Below are 19,103 nucleotides of genomic sequence, written 5' to 3'. Positions count from 1 at the left end.
TGATACGGTACTATTTTTTAGTACCATATTCCATGAAGCGCAAATACGCCAAGACGCTCGAAGCTATCTTCACCCGACCCACGTCGGGCGGCATCCAGTGGCGGGATATTGAGGCGCTACTTGTTGAGCTAGGTGCAACGATCATTGAAAGAGAAGGCTCTCGCGTAGCCGTGATTTTGTTCGGCCAAGTTCAGGTCTACCACCGCCCTCACCCATCACCGGACACGGATAAAGGCGCAGTCGCCAGTATTCGCAAGTGGCTCGAAGCCAACGGAGTCAAGCCATGAACATTCTCACCATCGCAGGCCATCGTGCCGTCATCTCTTACGATGAGGACACCGACGTGTTGCGCGGCGAATTCGTCGGCTTGAACGGAGGCGCCGATTTCTACGCCCGCGACATCGGCACCCTCAAAGTTGAGGGAGCTAAATCGCTGCAAGTCTTTCTCGATACGTGCAAGGAACACGGCCTCGAGCCTTATCGCCACTTCTCAGGCAAGTTCAACGCCAGGATCAGTCCCGAACTGCATGCGCTTGCCGTGGAAAAGGCGGCGGCTGAAGGAATCAGCCTCAATCAATTTATCGAGCGGGCGATCGAACACGAGGTAGCGGCCTGAACAGCCTGGCAAGTGTTGCTGGCGCCAAGTCGCAACACGACTGTCAAATACTTGAAATATAATACTTTTTAGCATTTCCCCAGCTCAAGTCGAAGCAGCATCCGCCGACAAGTAGGCATCCCCTCCCCCAGGTGCACCATGCTTCGACTCCCCTCTGGCCTGTTTCGTATCACGCTCCGCCGGCTGCTGTTACTTCGCCTTGCCGGCGTTCTCATACTGCTGATCGCCATTGCCGTGTTGTGCGCGATGGCCCTGACCAAGGCGGACCAGCGCATCCAGTCCGTCGTCGGCGATACGCTGGCGCCGATCTCCGACGTCGGCCGCATCCAGAGCGATTTCGACAACGACTTCCAGGCGCTCTCGCATGCGGTGCTGATGCGTCTGCCCTCTGCCGCCAGTGATGCTGCCAACGCGCTCAAGAGCAACAAGGTGGACATCGATCGTTACTGGCAGCCGCTGCTGCAGAGCGGACTCGGCACGCAACAGAAGACGCTGCTCACGCTCGCCGCGCAGCACCGCCAGGATGCCGAGCAGGCTATGGATGACACGCTCACGCTGCTGCAAGCGGGGCAATTCGACATCGCGCAGCTCAAGCTCGCCACCGACGTACAACCTGCGTTGGTGCCATTGCAAAGCGACTTCACCAACTTGTTCGAAAACGCCCTGAGCGCAGGCAAGGACCAGGCACAAAACCAGCACGTCGCGAACCGACGAGGCTTGTTCGTGGTGCTTGCCGCTTTCTTGGTTGCCTTGCTGCTGGCTGCGTTCAGCGACGGCATTCTGATTCGCGCGCTTGGCGCGCGGCTTCGCCTTGCTTCCGGCGTTGCCCAACGCATCGCGCGCGGCGAACTGGGCCAGCCAGTGAACGTGGGTCGCGATGATGAAATCGGCGAACTGCTGCATGCGCTCGCCACCATGGACGATCAGCTTGCGGAGGTAGTGCGCAAGGTTCGCCTGGGCGCGGCTAACGTACGCGAGGATGCGCAGCGGCTGGAACAGAACACGCTGGCTCTGAGCCGGCGCACGCAATCCCAGGCAGCCAGCCTGGAACAGAGTTCCGCGTCCATGGAACAGATGGCGGCCAACGTTGCCGAAGCCGCCGCCATGGCCGATCAAGCGAACCAGGTTGCTGCGGCATCGCGCCGGCTCGCTGAGCAAGGACAGCACGTCGTCGGCAATACGGTCACGTCAATGGATGCGATCGAACGCTCCGGACAGCGCATCGCCGAGTTCGTCGGCCTGATCAACGAAGTCGCCTTCCAGACCAATCTGCTCGCGCTGAACGCCGCGGTCGAAGCCGCCCGTGCTGGCGAACACGGCCGCGGTTTTGCCGTGGTGGCGTCGGAAGTGAGACAGCTTGCGCAGCGCTGCTCGGTGGCGGCGCGCGAGGTAAAGCAGTCGATGGAGGAAAGCGCCGATGCCGTGCAGGATGGCCGCCGCTTCGCGCAACGCTCCGGCGAAGCACTGGCCAGCATCGTTGCGAGCGCAGCACAGGTTTCCGAAAAAGTGGCCGGCATGGCCTGGTCCAGCCGCGAGCAGAAGACCGGCATCGATCAAGTGAACCTCGCCATCACCGGCATGGACGCCGCCACACAAGAAAACGCCGCACTGGTCGAGCGCACCGCCGGCATGAGCTTCGCCATGCGGAGCAGCGCCGAAGCGCTGTTGCAACAAATGGACTTCTTCCACATCGAGGAAAACGCGGAAAGCGTACCCGTCATCAACGACAAAGCCGCGCATGCCGAAGCGCCGTTCGAACGCGAATGGGACGAGGCCGCCTGACCACTCATGGTTTTTCTACGCGACCCCGCCCGCTTCACCTCGCTGCTCGACCGCGCACAAAGCGGTTTGACCGCGGTGTTTCAGCCGCTGATCCGGCTGGACACGATGGACGTGGTTGCACATGAAGGACTGGCCCGTTCCACCGAACAGCTCGGCAACATCAGCACGCCGGAGCTGTTGAACCTGGCGCGCGCCGAAGGTCGCCTGGGCGAATTCGAACTCACCGCTGCGCGCACCGTGTGCGGTGCGTTCGCCGCGCAAAACACGCGCGGGCGATTGTTGGTGAATCTGAGCGCGCAGGCGTTCATGCAGGAATCGATCAAGCCCGACGACTTGCTGGCCGCGCTCGGCGCCGGCGGCATGGATCTGAGCCGCATCACCATCGAACTCACCGAGCGCGACATCGTCGAAGAACCCGCACGCCTCGCGCACGCGCTGGGTTATCTGCGCGCCCATGGCGTGCGCTTCGCGCTGGACGATTTCGGCAACGGCCATTCCAACTTCGAGATGTGGAACGAGATCCATCCCGAGGTCGTGAAAATCGATCGTTATCTGATTCATGGGTTGGCCAAGAGCGCCGAGCGCCTCGCCATCGTGCGTGCGCTGTGCCAGGTGGCGGAAACGCTAGGCGCCGATCTGGTGGGCGAAGGCGTAGAAGAGATCGACGATCTGCGCATGCTGCGCGAACTGGGCATTCCGTTCGCCCAAGGGTTCCTGCTCGGCCGTCCACTATCGCAAACGATCGATAAGATCGACGATAGCGTGCGCGCCGCGCTGGATGGCAACGTCATCGCCGTGTTGCCGCGTCCACGCGGGCCGGTTACGCAGCGGCCGATGCATCTGGGTCACCTGGTGATCGAAGCGCCGGCCTTGACCGCGCACCACACCAACAACGACGTGATCGCGCTTTTCTCGCAGATGCCCGAGCTGCATGCGTTGGCGGTGGTGGAAGAAGTCCGCCCGATCGGCCTGATCAACCGGCGCGTATTCAGCGAGCGCATGGCTCAGCCCTACACGCGCGAACTTTACGGACGCAAAAGCTGCACCGCGTTCATGCACGAAGGGCCGCTGCTGTGCGACGTGCGCCAATCACTGGAAAGCATGGCGGACATTCTGCGCGGACAGGATCAGCGCTATCTCAGCGACGGTTTCGTGGTTACCCGCGAAGGGCAGTACCTGGGCCTCGGCACCGGCGAATCGCTGGTGCGGCGCGTGACCGAACTGCGCATCGAAGCGGCGCGCTACGCCAATCCGCTCACTTTCCTGCCCGGCAATATTCCGGTGACCGAGCACGTGGCGCGACTGCTGCGCGCCGAGTTGCCGTTCACTGTGGCCTACGTGGATCTCAATCACTTCAAGCCGTTCAACGATCAGTACGGCTACTTCCGCGGCGATGAGATGATCCGGCTGCTGGCCGGCATTCTTACCGCACAGGTGAATCCGCGCTGCGATTTCGTCGGCCATATCGGCGGCGACGATTTCCTGCTGGTATTGCAGAGCGAGGATTGGGAAGCGCGCTGCCGCCACATGGTGGAACTGTTCAACCAGCGCGCGCGTGGTTTGTTCGCCGATGAGGACATCGCCCGCCACGGTATCGCCGGCGAAGACCGGCACGGCAATGCGCAGTTCTTTCCGCTCACCACGGTGGCGATCGGCGCGGTGCGCGTCCTCCCGCCCTTCCCCGGCCATCCGGAAACCCTCGCCACATTGGCGGCACGCGCGAAGCGCCATGCCAAACGGGCGCAGGTGGGGTTCTATCTGCTTGCGGGCGAATCGTCGTGGCCGATGCAGGTCGAGGCGGGAAGGTAAAAAGCGCGGTAGTGCTTCTCAGGCTCAGGTGGAAACCCGTCACCCTACATGCAACCAATGCACGTAAACCCCGTTCTGCTTGTCCTCGTCCCGAAACCCTTCGCGCCCTTCCGCTACCACCGCCCACACGGTACGCATGGCGCCGCCCTGGATACGATCTACGCGCACATGTTCTCCCTGCGGAATCAGGTAGTGCGTTTCCAGCACCATCACGCGCTCGCTTTCCCATACCAGGATCGCCTTGCGCGGCGAGCTGGCGCCCCAGCCGATGTGCACGTGCACTGCTTGGGAAGGAAATGCGCCGCGGTTGTCGAGTTTCCAGTCCTCGGTCTTGCGCAGAAGCGCTTCCAGGTGGGGATCGTTCCAGTCCACCTGATGGTTCGATACCTTGGACGTGGGCTTGAAATGGCTCATGCAGCTCTATGGTTCCAGCAGGCGGCGCGGGCACAGCCTTCGGCCCGCATTGCCAAAACCGGCAAAGCGGGCGCGCTTGTGAATGACTGGCGCGCTTAAAGCCTTTTATCGGCTTCGCGCAGCGTTTCTTTAGGCAGCGTTTCTTTAGAACGACTCGGCAGGGCTGTTCAGCACCTGCAGCCAGTAGACGTGAACGCCTCTGCGGCGATCCTCTTCACGGATGCCCTCGCGCCCATCCACCACGACGCCCCACAGCGTGCGAATGCGATCGCCCAGGTGCTTGTCCACGCGTATCTGCTCGCCCTGGCCGATCGGAAAGGTCGTTTCCAGCACGATCGCGTTATCGCGTTCCCACACCAGCGTGGCCGTCTTGCCCACCGAGCCACTCCAGCCGAAGTAGACCTCCACGTCCTGGGGCGAAAAGCCGCCGCGGTTGTCGATGCTCCACTGCTCGCTCCGCTGTAGCAGCGACACCAGCTTCGGATCGTCCCAGTCGACGCGGACAGGGGTGGCCTGGGTGTGTGCTCTGCGGCTCATGGCGACATGTTTCCGAATGAGGCGAAGGGTGAGGCTATGGCTCCGTGTTGCACGTGGAGCGTGAAAATATGGTGTAGATGTTGTGATGTTTTCCTTTCGAGGCTTCAGCTACTTCTTCTTCATCGGTCCGAGCAAATTCTTCGGCATGTAGGCATGTAAAGGTCATCTTGTCGTCCTTTCACCTATCACTGGCCTCCAAAAGCTCGCCGCACTGCACAAAACCACTCCTCTCTCGATGCCTCGCAATGCGGCGGAACAGCGCTGCGGCTGAATGCCGCGCTGCACGCTGATCTCCTGCATCGTCCGCGCTAAGGTCAATTCGCGGTTCGGAAGCAGCGTTCACAGCTCGGGGGAGTTGATGGCGAAGCACGGAACACATCGCATCGAACGTCTCGTTCGGGTGCACTGGCCAGCCGGCATATTGCTCGGCTTGAGCGTCTATGTGGGCCTTCACTATGGGCTCGGCACGCATAGCGCGGTCTACATGGTGCTGCTCTGGATGGTGCTGATCGTCTGCTGGGGTTGCGCCTTCGCCTGTTGCCTGGGTTATCGCAAGCGCATGCGCCGCCTGGTCGTTCGCGATGAATTGACCGAGCTGTGCAGGCTGCATTGGCGCCCGTTCGAGGAACGCGTGGCGCAGGCGTTCCGTTTTCGCGGTTATGTCGTTGAACGCGTCGGAGGTGCCGACGCCGACGATGGACTTGACCTCATCCTGCACAAGCATGGCATTACCACCCTGGTGCAATGCCGGCATTGGCAACATCGCAACGTCGAGGTGAAAGACGTGCGCGAGATGCATAACCTCATGAAATTCCACCACGCTTCCGCCGTGAAGCTCGTTGCCTGCGGCGACTACACCGACGACGCGTGGAAATTCGTGGCCGGCAAACCCTTCGAACTGATCTACGGCGAAACGCTGCTGGCGATGCTCAGCGACGCGCAGTTGCCGATCGATGCGAGCGTGGTGCCGTTCCGGGCGCCAACTTCCCCGCCGCCGATGCATCATCGGGCGCGGACGGCAGCGCGGACTTGATATGCAGAAAGCCGCGCGATGCGCGGCTTTCTTTTGATAAGCGCCTTCATGCAGGTCACATCGTCACAAAGCATCATGAAAAATGATGCCCATCGTATGCCGATGCCCCTCGCGAACCCGACTCACCCCGTGCCGCATCATCACTCGATACACACCTCGCGCGCCCTGCACCGGTCGGTGATGGACAGCGAAGACCACCGCATCGCCCTGCTTTAGCGGCACCACTTCCGCGCGCGACTGCATGCGCGGACGCTGTTCGGTCAACACGAATTCGCCGCCGGTGAAATCCTCGCCGGGTTGCGACAGCAGGATCGCCATTTGCAGTGGAAACACATGCTCACCATAGAGATCCTGATGCAGGCAGTTGTAATCGCCAGCACCGTATTGCAGCAGCAAGGGTGTGGGACGCAACTGTCCAGCCGCGTGGCAGCGCTCGAGATATTCCGCGTGCGTTTTCGGATAACGCACAGCGATATCCATGGCCTGATTCCAACGATTGGCGATGTCGGCCAGCGGTGGATAGAAAGCCGTGCGAAATTCCTGGATGAGCGCCGGCAGCGGATAGGCGAAATACTTGTATTCGCCGCTGCCGAAACCATGCCGAGCCATCACTACGCGGCTTCTGAAATGGCGATCGTTCGCGTAGAGCGCAGCCAGTGAGCGGCATTCGTCCGCGTGTAGCAGTCCCGGCAGGCTTGCCGCGCCGTAACGGCCCAGATCATCGGCGAACTTCTGCCAGTCGATGCTGTTGCGTAGCAACGGCTGCGCGGTTTCGTCATGCACTCTCTTCATAGGTTTCCGCAGCATGTCATAAAGCCGCCACGCTATGACATGCATGCGTTTGCGGCACTCCGTTTATTGCGCATCATGCCGCGTCACACAGCCGCCAGATGGTTTTCACGCAAGGTTTTCGCGCGGCGTAAGCCTTGCGAAAGCGCCGTAAGTGCCGTTTTCGCTTTCATGCGCGATTTATCTGACGGATTGCGCAGACGGTACAGGTGTTTGCATGTCAACGCTGCGTTGATTTGTGTATTCCCGCTTAATTGAACGAGAACGCGACGGTGTCGCGCTCAGTTTCCCGTCGCATGACATACGCTACGTTTGCCACACGAATTCATCAAACGAGGGATATCCATGAAACACCAGGCTCTGATGCGGAAGGCCGCGACGCGCTGCGGCGCCCTGGCGCTGAGTGCATCGGTACTTTCCGCCGCGGCGTTTGCATTCGCCGCCATGCCGGCGCAAGCGCAAGTTTCCATCGGCGTTTCCATCACCGTGAATTCGGCGCCACCGGCGCTGCCGGTCTACGAGCAGCCAGTGATTCCCGGTGACGGCTATATCTGGGCACCAGGCTACTGGGCGTGGGATGGCGCCGAGTACTACTGGGTGCCCGGCACCTGGGTGCTTGCGCCCTATACCGGCGCCTTGTGGACGCCCGGCTATTGGGGCTGGAGCGATGGCGTGTACGTCTTCCACGAAGGTTACTGGGGACCCCAGGTAGGCTTCTACGGCGGTATCAATTACGGCTACGGCTACACCGGCCGAGGTTACGAAGGCGGCCACTGGGATCGGGGCGGCTTCTATTACAACCGGTCGGTCAACAACATCAGCAACGTGCACATCACCAACGTGTACAACAAGACCGTCATAAACAACGTTACGGTCAATCGCGTGAGCTATAACGGCGGCAACGATGGCGTGCGTGCGCAGCCCACGCCACAAGAAATGACCTACGAGCATGCGCATCACACGCCACCGGTAGCCGCACAGCAGGAACATATCGCCATGGCGCGCCAGAATCCGGAGATGCGCGCAACGGTCAATCACGGCGCCCCATCGATCGCCGCCACGGCAAGGCCGGCTGCCTTTACCGGTGCGGGTGTTGTCGCGGCGCGCGGCGCACCCGCACACGCTGCAGAAGGGCCTCAACCTGGTCCGCATCCACAGCCGGCCGAAAACCGCGACGTGCGCTCTGCGGGTTTCGCACCGCACGAGCCCCGTCCCGAAGCGGCGCCTGCACCGCATGAAGCACCCATGCCTCGTGAAGCACCCGTCCGACGCGAGATGGCACCGGAACAGCCGCGTCCAGCCGCGCCGCGTGAGCCGGCTTTCCACGGCGCCCCACCACCGCCGCAGGCACATCCGGTAGCGCCTCACCCCGCGCCTGCTGCGCATCCCGCCGAAAAGCCGCACCCGCCGGCCCATGAAAACGAAAAGCGCGACGAACAGCATCCGCCGGGCGGTTGAGGTTCGCCAAACACAAAGCCCTGGCAGCTCGCGCTTGCCAGGGCTTTTTTTATTGCGTGAACTTGTTTTCGCTACATCGCTTCGCGCGGTTTGAACAGCAAGGCCAGCAAGGTCAGCACGGCAGCAGCCGAGAGGTAATAGCCTACGTACGCCAAACCATAGGTCTTGGCCAGCCAGGTTGCCAGATACGGCGCCAGCGAGGCACCGAAGATTCCGGCCAGATTGAACGCCAGCGACGCGCCCGTATAGCGCACGGCGGTGGGAAACATCTGCGCCAGCACGGTGCCGAGCGGCCCATAGGTGATACCGACCACACACATGCCCACCACCATGAACAGCAGGCCGCTCTGCGCGAACAACGGCGCGTAGGCAATGCCGAATGCAAAGATCAGCACGGTGGCAAGTATCATCGTGAAGCGGCCGCCGCGGCGATCGGCCAGCCATGCCGAGAATGGAATGAGCAAGGCGAAGAACAGCACGCCCACCATCTGCACGATCAGGAACGCTTCGCGCGAATAGCCCAGCTTGGCGGTGGCCCAGCTCAGCGCAAATACCGTCATCAGGTAGAAGATGACAAAGGTGGCCAGAGCCGCAAACGTGCCGGCAATCAATGCGCGCGGATGCTGCGCGAACACGTTGAACATCGGCACCTTCACTCGTTCGTGCTGCGCCATGGCGCGCGCAAACGCAGGCGTTTCAGTAAGACGCAAGCGCATCCACAGGCCGATCAGCACCAGCACCGAGCTGGCCAGGAACGGCACGCGCCATCCCCATGCGAAGAATGTCGCGTCGCCCATCTTCTCCGTCAGCCACAGAAACAGACTGGTTGCCGCCAGAAAGCCGAGTGGTGCGCCAAGTTGCGGAAACATGCCGTACCACGCGCGCTTGCCCGGCGGCGCGTTTTCGATCGCCAGCAGCACCGCGCCGCCCCATTCGCCGCCCAGCCCCAAGCCCTGCCCAAGGCGGCACAACGCCAGCAACGCGGGCGCCACCAGGCCGATCTGCGCGTACGTAGGCAGCATGCCGATCAGCACCGTCGAAATGCCCATGGTGAGTAACGCCGCCACCAGTGTCGCCTTACGGCCGATGCGGTCACCAAAGTGTCCGAACAAAGCCGAACCGATCGGCCGCGCGATGAACGCCAACGCGAACGTGGCGAACGATTGCAGCGTTGCCGTCGCTGCATCGCCCGTCGGGAAGAATAGCTTGGGGAATACCAGCACCGCCGCGGTGGCGTAGATGTAAAAATCGAAGAACTCGATGGTGGTGCCGATCAGGCTGGCGAACAAAACCCGGCCTGGCGAGTTGGCCGGAGTAGATACAGCATCACGCATGTCGAGCGTCCTGGGGGGAGCGAAGGCCCGATTCTGCCAGATATCTACCCGTGCTTCGCAGATATGACGGCTGCCTGCCGCACCTGCAGGAAACGGCGCGCGGCCGCATCGCGCGTGAAGCCAATGGCCATTTCGTAAGCGTAGTGGGCCTGCTCGCGTTCGCCGATGCGCGCGAGCAAATCGGCGCGCGCGGCCCAATAAGGCTGATAGTTCGCCAATCGCTTATCCGCTGACAAAGCATCGATGATGACTAATGCAGCATGCGGCCCGTCGCGTTCCGCAATCGCCAGCGCGCGATTGAGCGCAACGACGGGCGAGCCAGTCAAGGCATGCAATGCATCGTATAGCTGCACTTCCGGTGTCCAGTCGGTGCGGCCGGTACGACGACGTTCGACATGCGCCGACTGCAGCGCCGCTTCGACCTGGTAGCGGCCTATACGGCCAAAACGGCCCGCACGCCACAACAGTGTTTCGGCTTCGTCGATCATGCCGGCATCCCACAAGCGCGTGTCTTGCGCAGCCAGCGGCACGTATTCACCTTGCTCGCTGCGCCGCGCACGTCGGCGCGCCTGCGCATACAGCATGCCGGCGAGCAGACCGAGTGTTTCCGGCTCCTCCGGCAGCAGTTCCGTAAGCAGGCGCGCGAGGAACATGGCTTCGTCGGCTAGATCGCGACGAAGCAGGTCGGCATCGTCCGGATCGCTCCAGCCTTCCGCATAGGCGGCATAGACGGCGGTGAGCACGCCATCGAGCCGTTCGCTCCACGCATCGCGTTCGGGAATGGCGAAGGGAATACCGGCCTCGCGGATCTTCTGCTTCGCACGCCCTAGCCGTTTGCACATCGCCTCGGGTGAAACCAGAAACGCCGACGCAATGGTTTTCGCATCCAGGCCGAGCACGGTCTGCAGCATTAATGGCGCGCGGATGTTCACGTCAATGGCCGGATGCGCGCAGGCGAATAACAAGGCGAGACGGCGATCGGGAAAGGTCTCCTCCTCGGCCGACTCCACGCATTCGGCCTGCATGTCCGCGATCGCTTGCAGTTGCACTGCAGCTGCCTCGCCACTGCGACGGCGCCGTGCGCCATCGATGCCTTTGCGGCGTGCCACCGTCATCAGCCAGGACTCTGGGTTGTCGGGACAGCCGTGCACCGGCCAATCCGCCAATGCAGTGGCAAAGGCTTCGGCGAGTGCATCCTCGGCCGCCGACACGTCGCGCATGTCGGCGGCGAGATAGGCGAGCAGCTTGCCGTAGCTGTGGCGCGCTACCGCGCTTGCAGTTACTTGCGCGGCTGCGTACTCGCTCACGCCGAGGTGCTTCCGGGCACCGGCCACACCGGTCGCACTTCGATGGTGCCGTGGCTTGCGCCGGGACAGCGCGAGGCCCAACCGAGCGCCGCGTCGAGATCCGACGCTTCGATCAGATAGTAGCCGCCAAGCTGTTCCTTGGAATCCACGTAAGGGCCATCCAGCACCTGCGACTTGCCGTCGACCAGGCGCACGGTGGTGGCTGTCTCCGTGTCTTGCAACCGGTTGGAGCCCACCCATACGCCGGCTTCTTTCAGAGCCTGCGTGTAGGCTCGGTAGGCGGCCACGCCGCGCTCCTGATCGGAACTCGACATGCGGCCCCAGGCGCTTTGGTCGGAATAGAGCATCAGTAGGTATTGCATCGGGATTCTCCGTGAGTGTGCGAGACAGGCGGCATGCGCCGCCCACTTCGATGACGCACGAGCCAACGCGAATCGGACATCCGCACCAACGAGCATAGCCAGTCCGCCCGCAGCCGCAACAAATGCAACCTAATGGTTGCGCGAGAAGCCGAAGGTGGCTAATATGCAACCAGGAGGTTGCCCATGAACACATCGACTGATCGCATTGAACGACAGATCCACATCAAGGCACCGCGTTCCAAAGTGTGGCGCGCACTGGCGGACGCCGAATCCTTCGGCGACTGGTTCGGCGTTGCATTGAAGGGCAAGCGCTTCGTGGCCGGCGAACCCTGCGAAGGAAATATCACCTATCCAGGCTACGAACATCTGGTGTGGAACGTCATGGTGGAACGCATCGAACCCGAACGCCTGCTGTCGTTCCGCTGGCATCCTTACGCCATCGATCCCGACGTGGATTACTCGAACGAGCCCGCCACGCTGGTGCAGTTCGAACTGGAAGAAACCGCCGAAGGCACGCTGCTGCGCCTGGTGGAATCGGGGTTCGACCAGATTCCGGCGCATCGCCGCGCAGAAGCCTTCCGCATGAACAGCGGCGGCTGGGACACGCAGATGAAAAACATCGATGCCTATGTCGCCACGCACTAACCCTTCCGTGCGCGGCGCTAACGCGAAATATCCATGGCTGCGCAAGGCCGTGCCGATTTTCGCAGCGCTGGGCGACGAAACGCGTCTGCGCCTGATCGCCCTGCTCTGCACCGGCGGTGCACTATCCATCGCCCAGCTCACCAGCGACACCGACATCACGCGGCAGGCTGTTACCAAGCATTTGCAGGTGCTCGCCGATGCCGGCCTGGTACGCGATATCCGCCAGGGGCGCGAGCGCCTGTGGGAGTTCGAACCTACGCGACTGGAGGAAGCGCAGCGCTCGCTGGATGCGATTGCGGCGCAGTGGGATCAGGCGTTGGGGCGGTTGAAGGCGGCGCTGGAAAAATAATGGCCACCAAAAGGGTGGTCCAAAGCGGGGCGTCATTCCGGCGAAGGCCGGAATCCAGTCTAAATACGCGTCCGAAGGACACAAAACCGTTTTTGAGTGCTTCGCACAACGTATTGAAACTGGATTCCGGCCTTCGCCGGAATGACGACTGGACAAGATCAAACAGTACTGCGATGCACTGCAATCTAGGCACCACGCTCAATCACATCAACCTCCCTTCGCGGCCGATGCGCAGGCCGTACCCTTGCATACCGGCCAAGCGTGGACTCCACCCACGTCTGAAACATGGGCGAACCAAGCGCGCGTTGCTGCTGGATATACGAACGGATCTCCAGCAGCACATTCGGCTCGATATCCACCGTGAATAATTGCCGATACGCCCGCATGCGCTGTTCCGGATAATTGCCCAGCGCGGCGTATTCCATATGCGGAACGATCACGAGGTCGACAGCGCCTAGTGCATTGCAGCCGTAGCTCGACCACGGATAAGAAGACGGCTCACCGATCAAACCCGTACGCACCGGATTCAGTTCGATGTAACGCTGGCAGGTCAGCACATAGTCGGCGCCGATCAGGCAGGATTTGTAGCGCCCTTCCCACAGCGTGCCCGAGCGCCGATACATGGTGTTGAAGTAACTCACGTAGTTGCGGCCGATGGCCTGCATCATGCTTGCCAGAGCACTCACGCGCGACGGCGTCACCAGCAGATGCACGTGATTGGGCATCAGCACATAGGCGTGCACGGCGCAATTCCAGCGGCGACTGGCGTGCAGCAGTTGCATGAGATAGCAGCGATAGTCGGCCGGCGCGAGGAAACACGCGTTGCCGTCATGGCCGCGCTGGATGACGTGCTGAGGAACATACGCAAGATCGAACCGTGGCAATCGTGGCATCGTGTAGCCTCCATGCGGCGATGCGTGGTGCGGTCGATTTATTGAAGATGATGCCCTGTTGATTCCAGACCGTTTCACGCCCAACGTCGCGCTTTCTGCTGCGAATCTGCGTGGATTGAAATCGGTATAGCCGCTCGTTCCGTAGCATCCTGGAACGACTTATCACGAAGCTTGCACAGCAAGCCTATCTCGCGTGACGGTATAAAATCTGTGATGAAGGCGTTGCAATGTGCCGGTGCGCACACAGTCCGTAACGGGGACGGATCGAAATAACGGGGACAGGTGCAACAAGGGTCTCGAGCATGCTCAGCCATCACTCAGTAATATCCCCGATCAACACGGAAGAACCTGATCGAGGCAAACATGCATAAAACACTGACGATGGCGCGCCCCCTGCTCGGCTGGCTGACAGTCGCGCTTTTCCTGATCTTCGGCGCTCAGTGGATCGGCGGCACTGGCAGCTCTGCCATCCTGCTCACGCTGTTCGCGTGGTTGTTCCTTGTCATCGTATGGGTGGCCTTCGGCGTGGTGCACGAGGCTGAAACCCTGGCGGAGATGCTGGGTGAGCCGCTCGGCACCCTGGTGCTGACGCTATCTATCGTAGTGATCGAAGTGGTGCTGATCTCGGCCATGATGCTCAGCTCGGCCGGCAATACCACGCTCGCGCGCGACACCATGTACGCGGTATTGATGATCGTGCTCAACGGCGTGGTGGGGCTCGGCCTGCTGCTGGGCGGCTTTCGTCATTATGAGCAGTCGTACAACTTGAAAGGCGCGTCGGCCTATCTGTCGGTGATTATTCCGCTGACCATCATTGCGCTGGTGCTGCCGAACTTCACCACCTCCACGCCCGACGGCTCGCTGGCGCCGCCGCAGGCGTTGGCCTTCTCGCTGCTCACGATTGCCTTGTACGGCGTGTTCTTGTGGCTACAGACCGGGCGGCATAGTGGCCATTTCGTCGCGCCGGATGCGCAGCCGATCGATCCCAGGGAGATGGCGCACCACCGCCCGGCAGCGCTCGACAAGCCAAAACTGCTGCGGCATTTCGGGCTACTGCTGCTCCACATCCTGCCGATCGTGATTCTCTCCAAGAGTCTGGCGAAGCTGCTCGATTACGGCATCGCCGCCACCGGCGCACCCAAGGCGCTCGGCGGCATCGTGATCGCCATGCTGGTGTTCGCGCCGGAGGGCATTTCCGCACTGATCGCGGCACGTGCGGACCGGCTGACCCGCGCCATCAATCTTTGCCTTGGCTCGGTGGCTTCTACGCTGGGACTTACCGTGCCCGCCGTGCTCGCCATCAGCCTGTACACCGGTCAATCCGTGCTGCTCGGGCTACCGCCTTCGAGCATGGTGATGCTGGTGGCAACGCTGCTGTTGAGCGGCATGACGTTCTCCAGCTCGCGCACCACCATGCTGGAAGGTGCGGTGCATCTTTCGCTGTTTGCTGTGTTCGTGCTGCTGGTGTTCAGCCCCTGAGGCTATCCGCGGAAAAACAGATAGACCGCGCTGTAGGGTACGCGCACCTCGGCGCTCGCATGTGCGGCGTCGCAGCCTGTGGCTGGCGCCACGCCACCCTCTGTGCGCGTGCGCACGATGTACTGCACGCTGGCCATCTCGCCGTCGCCGCTATGTGACTTGGCATGTAGAACGAGCCACGCAACCGCGCCGGCGTCAGGCGCTGGCGATACGTTCAGCGCCTCGCCCACCACGACGCTGCCATCCGCGGCCTGCCAGCTGGGGCCGGCGAAATGCTTGCCGATGGGCTGACCCTTGGCGTCGCTGAGGACGGCATCCGGCGCTTTCAACGACCATGCATAGCTGCCGTTGGCGGCTTTGCAGGTATAGATCTGCACACCCTTGGCGAACGCTTCGATGGCAGGATGCTTCGCCGGCTGCCCCTGTGCATGAATGGTTCCAGCCACGGCGGCCAGCGCGAAAAGCCAGTGCGTACGCATGATGTACTCCCTATCGATCGGGTTGTAGAACGGCGTGGAAGCCGGTCGTCAGGCTGCCTGTCGGGGCGAAGGGCGTCAACTGCCTGACCCGGATTCCGTGTTGCAACGCCAGGGTAATCGGCGATTGTTTAGCCTTTGCGTCATGCGTGCCTTGAATAAACCTGCACGGGATTTGTCATACACTGCGCTCCGCGGTTTCGCCATGACGTGCCAGAACTGCTAGTCATGACTGCCGCCTCGATGATGTCCATTTCGCAGGCATTCGAAACTGGCCCGATGCATGCGGCAAACGTTGCATAGTGAGGAGGGTATGTTGATGACTCGCACCTCTCGCATTCCGTTGCACCGGCAACTGGTTGTTACCTCGCTGGCCATCATGGTGGCGGCCTCGGCGCTACCGGCGCAGGCGCAATACCGTCATGGCTATCACGGGCGGCCCCCTCCCCAACGCTATCGACCCGAACCGCGCCGCGGCGGCGGCGATGGTGGCGCGCTCATCGCCGGCGCGCTGCTGGGCGTGGTGGCCGGCGCTGTGATCGCCAATTCCACCGCCGGCCCAGCCGCACCGCCACCTGGTGCGGTGGTCTACACGCAGGCACCACCGCCGCCACCGGGCGTGGTCTATTACGAGAACGGCTATCCCCCGCCACCACCTCCGCCACCGCAGGGCTACTGATGCCTATGCTGGCTGTCCAGGCCGTCGTCGATCCGCACTCATGAATCGGAGCTTCCTGTCATGAAAAACGCCATTCGCAAGACTGCCGTACCGTTCGCGCTGTCGCTCGCCCTGTTGGCAGGCGGCGCCGTTGCACAGAGCACCGCGCCCGCTTCGTCAACGTCCTCTTCCGCTGCGCCCTCGGCGACAAAAACCCACGCGGAAAAACGTGCGGACATGGTTGAGCAGCAGATCACCGATATGCATGAGCAGTTGCAGATCACCGACGCGCAATCCAAGCAGTGGGACGCCTACACCGAAGTGATGCGCGACAACGCCCGCCGGGCTTCCGAAGCCTTCCAGCAGCGCGCCCAGAAAATGTCGACGATGAATGCCGACGAGGTGATGAAGTCGTACGCGCAGCTGGCACAGATGCATGCCGAGGACATGCAGAAACTGTCGTCTGCATGGAGCGACGTGTACTCGGCGCTGTCGCCCGAGCAACGGCAGACCGCCGATGCGCTGTTCCAGCACAAGGCGATGAAGCCGCACCATGGCGCGCAGCACAAGAAGGCCGCCAAGCCGGCCAGTGCATCCTCGTCCGCTGCGGCGTCGGGTACCTGATCGGTCTCCTGAAACACATGGGGGCCGGTGGCGGATCGCCGGCCTTCATGCTTGCCTTCTCCCGTTTCCCAAGAGCATTTGGTGCGGCCCTATGCCGCCGCCGAGCGCAGCGCTAAGCTGAAGCCGCCCGGTTCCCCCGCAGTCCGCCGGGCGCACATCGACATCAACACGCTTGCCTGGGAGGAAGATATGGCTTTCTCTGCTCGTGTATCTCGTGACGTAATGGCTCAGATCAACGTGACGCCGCTAGTCGACGTTCTGCTGGTGCTTTTGATCATCTTCATGATCAGCTCGCCGGTCATCACGCATAAAGCAAGGATGGACCTGCCGCAAGCGTCGAAGACCGTTGTGGAACAGTCGACATCCATCCACCTGGCCATCCATACGGATGGTGCGATGTACTGGAACGATGCGCCCATCAGCCAAGATCAGTTGAAGACGCAGTTGAGCATCGCCGCGATGCAAGCCGTACAACCCGCACTGCAAATCGATGCCGCCGATGGCGTGGCCTACGACGCGGTAGCGCGGGTGCTGGCCGAAGCGAAGGCACAGGGGCTGGGCAAGATCGATATGCTCGGTATGCGCTAACACGTCGCCAACATGGTACGAAGCTGCCATTCCCGCGAAACGTGGGAATGGCAGCGAAGAGGCGAGCCATCCCCGGCGTATAATCCACCGATGCAAAACCGCATCGCTTCGTCTGATTCCGCGCTGTTCGACGCCCTGAAGCGCGACGGCTTCTCGTTCGTCACCGCGGATGTCATGCGGCCACTACTGCAAGCGTCGGGCGATTTATCCGACTGGAACGCGTTTGCCGCGAGTTGGAACCAGCTCGGCCCCGATCCCTACCTGGCTGCCACAGGGCGATTGCGTCGCCGCCGCCACGCTACCTACACGGCCATGGCACACGGTGACGTCGAACTGGCGCCGCATCAGCCGCATTACCAGACGCTGCAATACAACCGCCTGCAGGGCGATATCGAACGATGGTTCGAACCCGTTGAGGCCGCCATGGCGAACGGCGCGAGCCTGCGCACCATCCTCGCGTTCTGCAACGATTTCTTCAGCGCGCTTGCGCCGGAGGTTTCGCGTTGGCACGTGGAGACGCATCAGTTCCGCATCGAAGCAAGCCCCGACGCGGCCGGTGAACCCACACCCGAAGGCAACCATCGCGACGGCGTGGACTTCGTGCTGGTGTTGCTGATCGATCGGCACAACATCGCCAGCGGCACTACTACCATCCACACGCCGGACGGCAAGCCGTTGGGCGATTTCACCCTCACCCGTCCGCTCGATGCGGCGCTGATCCACGATCCGCGCGTATTTCACGGCGTGACGCCGGTCCTGCCACTGGAACCCACCGAGCCGGCGCATCGGGACGTGCTGGTAGTGACGTTTCGCGCCAAGGCCTGACACGCGAAGCATCTTGCGTTCACTTCATTGCGAGGTTTGACCTCCCTGTAATCACGCATCTCTCAAATAGTTGCCAAAAGCAACTATGTGGAATTAGACTCCGGCGCATGGAAACCCGCAGCATCCAGCCGCCGATCGCGCAGCAGATTTTCGCAGTGCGCGAGTTCAACCGCTTCTACACGGCCAAGCTGGGCCTTTTGCGCCGCAAGCATCTCGACGGCGCGTTTGCGCTCACGGAAGCACGCATCCTCTACGAAGTGAGTGCCAATCCGAAGGTGACGGCCTCACTGCTACAGGAGACGCTGGAGCTCGATGCGGGTTATCTCAGCCGGCTGCTGGCGGGACTGATCCGGCGCAAGCTGCTGCGCCGCGTAGCATCCAAGACCGACGCGCGGGAAAAGCCGCTGGTGCTCACCGCGACGGGAGAAAAAGCGGTTGCGCGCCTCAATCAGCAGTCCTCCGAGCAGATCCACGATCTGCTCGGCAAACTCAGCACGGCCGATCGGGATGCGCTGCTGGCGTCGCTGGCAAACATCCGCAGCTTGCTCGAAGGCCAGCGCAAACCACCAGTGCGCATCGTTCGCCTGAGCAAGGTCGACGACGCCGCGCTCGCCCTGCTTCACGAGTATTACGAAGCGGTACACGTGGTCCAACGGGACAAGCTGGGCAGTGTGCAGAAGCTCATCGACGCGCCCGCCTCCGGCATGTGGCTGGCCTACCTGGGTGATGAGGCGGTGGGATGCGTGGCGCTGCGCAAGCTGGCATCCGTGTCGCGCGCCAGCGAGTGTAAGCGTCTCTACGTCAAGCCATCCGCGCGCGGCAATCACATCGCCGATCTGCTGCTCGACGCCCTGGAGGCATTCGCTCGCAGCCAGGGCATCGAGTGGATCTATCTCGACAGCTATGACGACCTGAAAGCAGCCATCGCGATTTATGAGAAGCGTGGCTACGAGCCGTGCGAGCGCTACAACGACAATCCACAGGCGACGTTGTTCATGCGCAAGTATCTGGGCGCGTGATGGCGTGCTTTTTCCCTGCGCTCATCTTGCCCCGTCGTCATTCCGGCGAAGGCCGGAATCCAGTCAAAGCATGGCGTGCGGAGCACACAACATCAAATTGGTTTTG

General features: G+C 61.8%; 22 protein-coding genes. 14 read left to right on the top strand and 8 right to left on the bottom strand.

Features of this window, described 5'->3' with window-relative positions:
• Positions 1 to 32 precede the first annotated feature (32 nt).
• The 4 genes from ISP18_RS07575 to ISP18_RS07560 all read left to right on the top strand — a co-directional run bounded on the left by ISP18_RS07575 (position 33) and on the right by ISP18_RS07560 (position 4,207).
• Positions 33 to 287, top strand: coding sequence for a type II toxin-antitoxin system HicA family toxin (locus ISP18_RS07575; protein WP_380008928.1), 255 nt, complete (start codon positions 33 to 35; stop codon positions 285 to 287).
• Positions 284 to 616: a type II toxin-antitoxin system HicB family antitoxin gene (locus ISP18_RS07570; RefSeq protein ID WP_380008925.1), complete on the top strand. Its 333-nt coding sequence runs from the start codon at positions 284 to 286 to the stop codon at positions 614 to 616. The genes ISP18_RS07575 and ISP18_RS07570 overlap by 4 nt, the downstream gene beginning before the upstream one ends.
• A 138-nt stretch (positions 617 to 754) precedes the next feature.
• A complete protein-coding gene (locus ISP18_RS07565; RefSeq protein WP_380008922.1) occupies positions 755 to 2,398 on the top strand; it encodes a methyl-accepting chemotaxis protein in 1,644 nt (547 codons plus the stop codon).
• A 6-nt stretch (positions 2,399 to 2,404) separates the two neighbouring features.
• On the top strand, positions 2,405 to 4,207 hold the full coding sequence (locus tag ISP18_RS07560) for a GGDEF domain-containing protein (protein ID WP_380008919.1): 1,803 nt from the start codon (positions 2,405 to 2,407) through the stop codon (positions 4,205 to 4,207).
• 39 nt (positions 4,208 to 4,246) lie between these two features.
• Here ISP18_RS07560 and ISP18_RS07555 read toward each other — a convergent pair whose 3' ends face one another.
• Both ISP18_RS07555 and ISP18_RS07550 read right to left on the bottom strand, forming a co-directional pair.
• Positions 4,247 to 4,621, bottom strand: coding sequence for a hypothetical protein (locus ISP18_RS07555; RefSeq protein ID WP_380008916.1), 375 nt, complete (start codon positions 4,619 to 4,621; stop codon positions 4,247 to 4,249).
• Positions 4,622 to 4,765: 144 nt separating this feature from the next.
• A complete protein-coding gene (locus ISP18_RS07550; RefSeq protein ID WP_380008913.1) occupies positions 4,766 to 5,158 on the bottom strand; it encodes a hypothetical protein in 393 nt (130 codons plus the stop codon).
• Positions 5,159 to 5,516: 358 nt separating this feature from the next.
• Here ISP18_RS07550 and ISP18_RS07545 point away from each other — a divergent pair, with 358 nt between their 5' ends.
• Positions 5,517 to 6,191 carry a restriction endonuclease gene (locus ISP18_RS07545; protein WP_380008910.1) on the top strand — a complete coding sequence of 225 codons (675 nt, stop codon included), beginning with the start codon at positions 5,517 to 5,519 and terminating at the stop codon, positions 6,189 to 6,191.
• Positions 6,192 to 6,254: 63 nt separating this feature from the next.
• Here ISP18_RS07545 and ISP18_RS07540 read toward each other — a convergent pair whose 3' ends face one another.
• Positions 6,255 to 6,983 (bottom strand): 2OG-Fe(II) oxygenase, encoded by a 729-nt coding sequence (locus tag ISP18_RS07540; RefSeq protein ID WP_380008907.1) that lies wholly within the window; start codon positions 6,981 to 6,983, stop codon positions 6,255 to 6,257.
• 342 nt (positions 6,984 to 7,325) lie between these two features.
• Here ISP18_RS07540 and ISP18_RS07535 point away from each other — a divergent pair, with 342 nt between their 5' ends.
• Positions 7,326 to 8,438 (top strand): YXWGXW repeat-containing protein, encoded by a 1,113-nt coding sequence (locus ISP18_RS07535; RefSeq protein ID WP_380008904.1) that lies wholly within the window; start codon positions 7,326 to 7,328, stop codon positions 8,436 to 8,438.
• Between the two features lie 71 nt (positions 8,439 to 8,509).
• On the opposite strand, the gene ISP18_RS07530 is transcribed toward ISP18_RS07535, so the two are convergent.
• The 3 genes from ISP18_RS07530 to ISP18_RS07520 are packed head-to-tail and all read right to left on the bottom strand — an operon-like array spanning position 8,510 to position 11,441.
• Positions 8,510 to 9,772, bottom strand: coding sequence for an MFS transporter (locus tag ISP18_RS07530; RefSeq protein ID WP_380008901.1), 1,263 nt, complete (start codon positions 9,770 to 9,772; stop codon positions 8,510 to 8,512).
• 44 nt (positions 9,773 to 9,816) lie between these two features.
• Positions 9,817 to 11,079 carry an RNA polymerase sigma factor gene (locus tag ISP18_RS07525; RefSeq protein ID WP_380008899.1) on the bottom strand — a complete coding sequence of 421 codons (1,263 nt, stop codon included), beginning with the start codon at positions 11,077 to 11,079 and terminating at the stop codon, positions 9,817 to 9,819.
• Positions 11,076 to 11,441 carry a YciI family protein gene (locus ISP18_RS07520; protein WP_380008896.1) on the bottom strand — a complete coding sequence of 122 codons (366 nt, stop codon included), beginning with the start codon at positions 11,439 to 11,441 and terminating at the stop codon, positions 11,076 to 11,078. Before ISP18_RS07520 ends, ISP18_RS07525 begins: the two co-directional genes overlap by 4 nt.
• A gap of 183 nt (positions 11,442 to 11,624) precedes the next feature.
• Here ISP18_RS07520 and ISP18_RS07515 point away from each other — a divergent pair, with 183 nt between their 5' ends.
• Positions 11,625 to 12,086 (top strand): SRPBCC family protein, encoded by a 462-nt coding sequence (locus tag ISP18_RS07515; protein WP_380008893.1) that lies wholly within the window; start codon positions 11,625 to 11,627, stop codon positions 12,084 to 12,086.
• Positions 12,070 to 12,435 carry an ArsR/SmtB family transcription factor gene (locus ISP18_RS07510; RefSeq protein ID WP_380008890.1) on the top strand — a complete coding sequence of 122 codons (366 nt, stop codon included), beginning with the start codon at positions 12,070 to 12,072 and terminating at the stop codon, positions 12,433 to 12,435. The genes ISP18_RS07515 and ISP18_RS07510 overlap by 17 nt, the downstream gene beginning before the upstream one ends.
• Positions 12,436 to 12,620: 185 nt before the next feature.
• On the opposite strand, the gene ISP18_RS07505 is transcribed toward ISP18_RS07510, so the two are convergent.
• A complete protein-coding gene (locus tag ISP18_RS07505) occupies positions 12,621 to 13,328 on the bottom strand; it encodes a transposase (protein ID WP_380008887.1) in 708 nt (235 codons plus the stop codon).
• A gap of 363 nt (positions 13,329 to 13,691) precedes the next feature.
• On the opposite strand from ISP18_RS07505, the gene ISP18_RS07500 reads away from it, so the two are divergent.
• A complete protein-coding gene (locus tag ISP18_RS07500) occupies positions 13,692 to 14,807 on the top strand; it encodes a calcium:proton antiporter (protein ID WP_380008884.1) in 1,116 nt (371 codons plus the stop codon).
• A 2-nt stretch (positions 14,808 to 14,809) separates the two neighbouring features.
• Here ISP18_RS07500 and ISP18_RS07495 read toward each other — a convergent pair whose 3' ends face one another.
• Entirely contained in the window at positions 14,810 to 15,286 is a 477-nt protein-coding gene (locus ISP18_RS07495; RefSeq protein ID WP_380008881.1) for a DUF3455 domain-containing protein, read from the bottom strand.
• A 316-nt stretch (positions 15,287 to 15,602) separates the two neighbouring features.
• Here ISP18_RS07495 and ISP18_RS07490 point away from each other — a divergent pair, with 316 nt between their 5' ends.
• The 5 genes from ISP18_RS07490 (at position 15,603) to ISP18_RS07470 (ending at position 18,997) form a co-directional block, all read left to right on the top strand.
• Positions 15,603 to 15,962, top strand: a complete 360-nt coding sequence (locus ISP18_RS07490) for a hypothetical protein (RefSeq protein ID WP_380008877.1) — start codon at positions 15,603 to 15,605, stop codon at positions 15,960 to 15,962.
• A gap of 60 nt (positions 15,963 to 16,022) precedes the next feature.
• Positions 16,023 to 16,565: a Spy/CpxP family protein refolding chaperone gene (locus ISP18_RS07485; RefSeq protein WP_380008874.1), complete on the top strand. Its 543-nt coding sequence runs from the start codon at positions 16,023 to 16,025 to the stop codon at positions 16,563 to 16,565.
• Positions 16,566 to 16,787: 222 nt separating this feature from the next.
• Complete coding sequence (locus ISP18_RS07480; RefSeq protein ID WP_380008872.1) at positions 16,788 to 17,153, top strand: ExbD/TolR family protein; 366 nt, start codon at positions 16,788 to 16,790, stop codon at positions 17,151 to 17,153.
• A gap of 90 nt (positions 17,154 to 17,243) precedes the next feature.
• Positions 17,244 to 17,978 (top strand): 2OG-Fe dioxygenase family protein, encoded by a 735-nt coding sequence (locus ISP18_RS07475; RefSeq protein WP_380008869.1) that lies wholly within the window; start codon positions 17,244 to 17,246, stop codon positions 17,976 to 17,978.
• 107 nt (positions 17,979 to 18,085) lie between these two features.
• A complete protein-coding gene (locus ISP18_RS07470) occupies positions 18,086 to 18,997 on the top strand; it encodes a GNAT family N-acetyltransferase (RefSeq protein WP_380008866.1) in 912 nt (303 codons plus the stop codon).
• The last annotated feature ends 106 nt before the right edge of the window (positions 18,998 to 19,103 follow it).

The sequence above is a fragment of the Dyella humi genome (assembly GCF_044904605.1).
GTDB lineage: Bacteria > Pseudomonadota > Gammaproteobacteria > Xanthomonadales > Rhodanobacteraceae > Dyella_B > Dyella_B humi.
The sequence above is the reverse complement of the archived record's forward strand: the minus strand, read 5'-3'. Positions and strand labels throughout refer to the sequence as shown.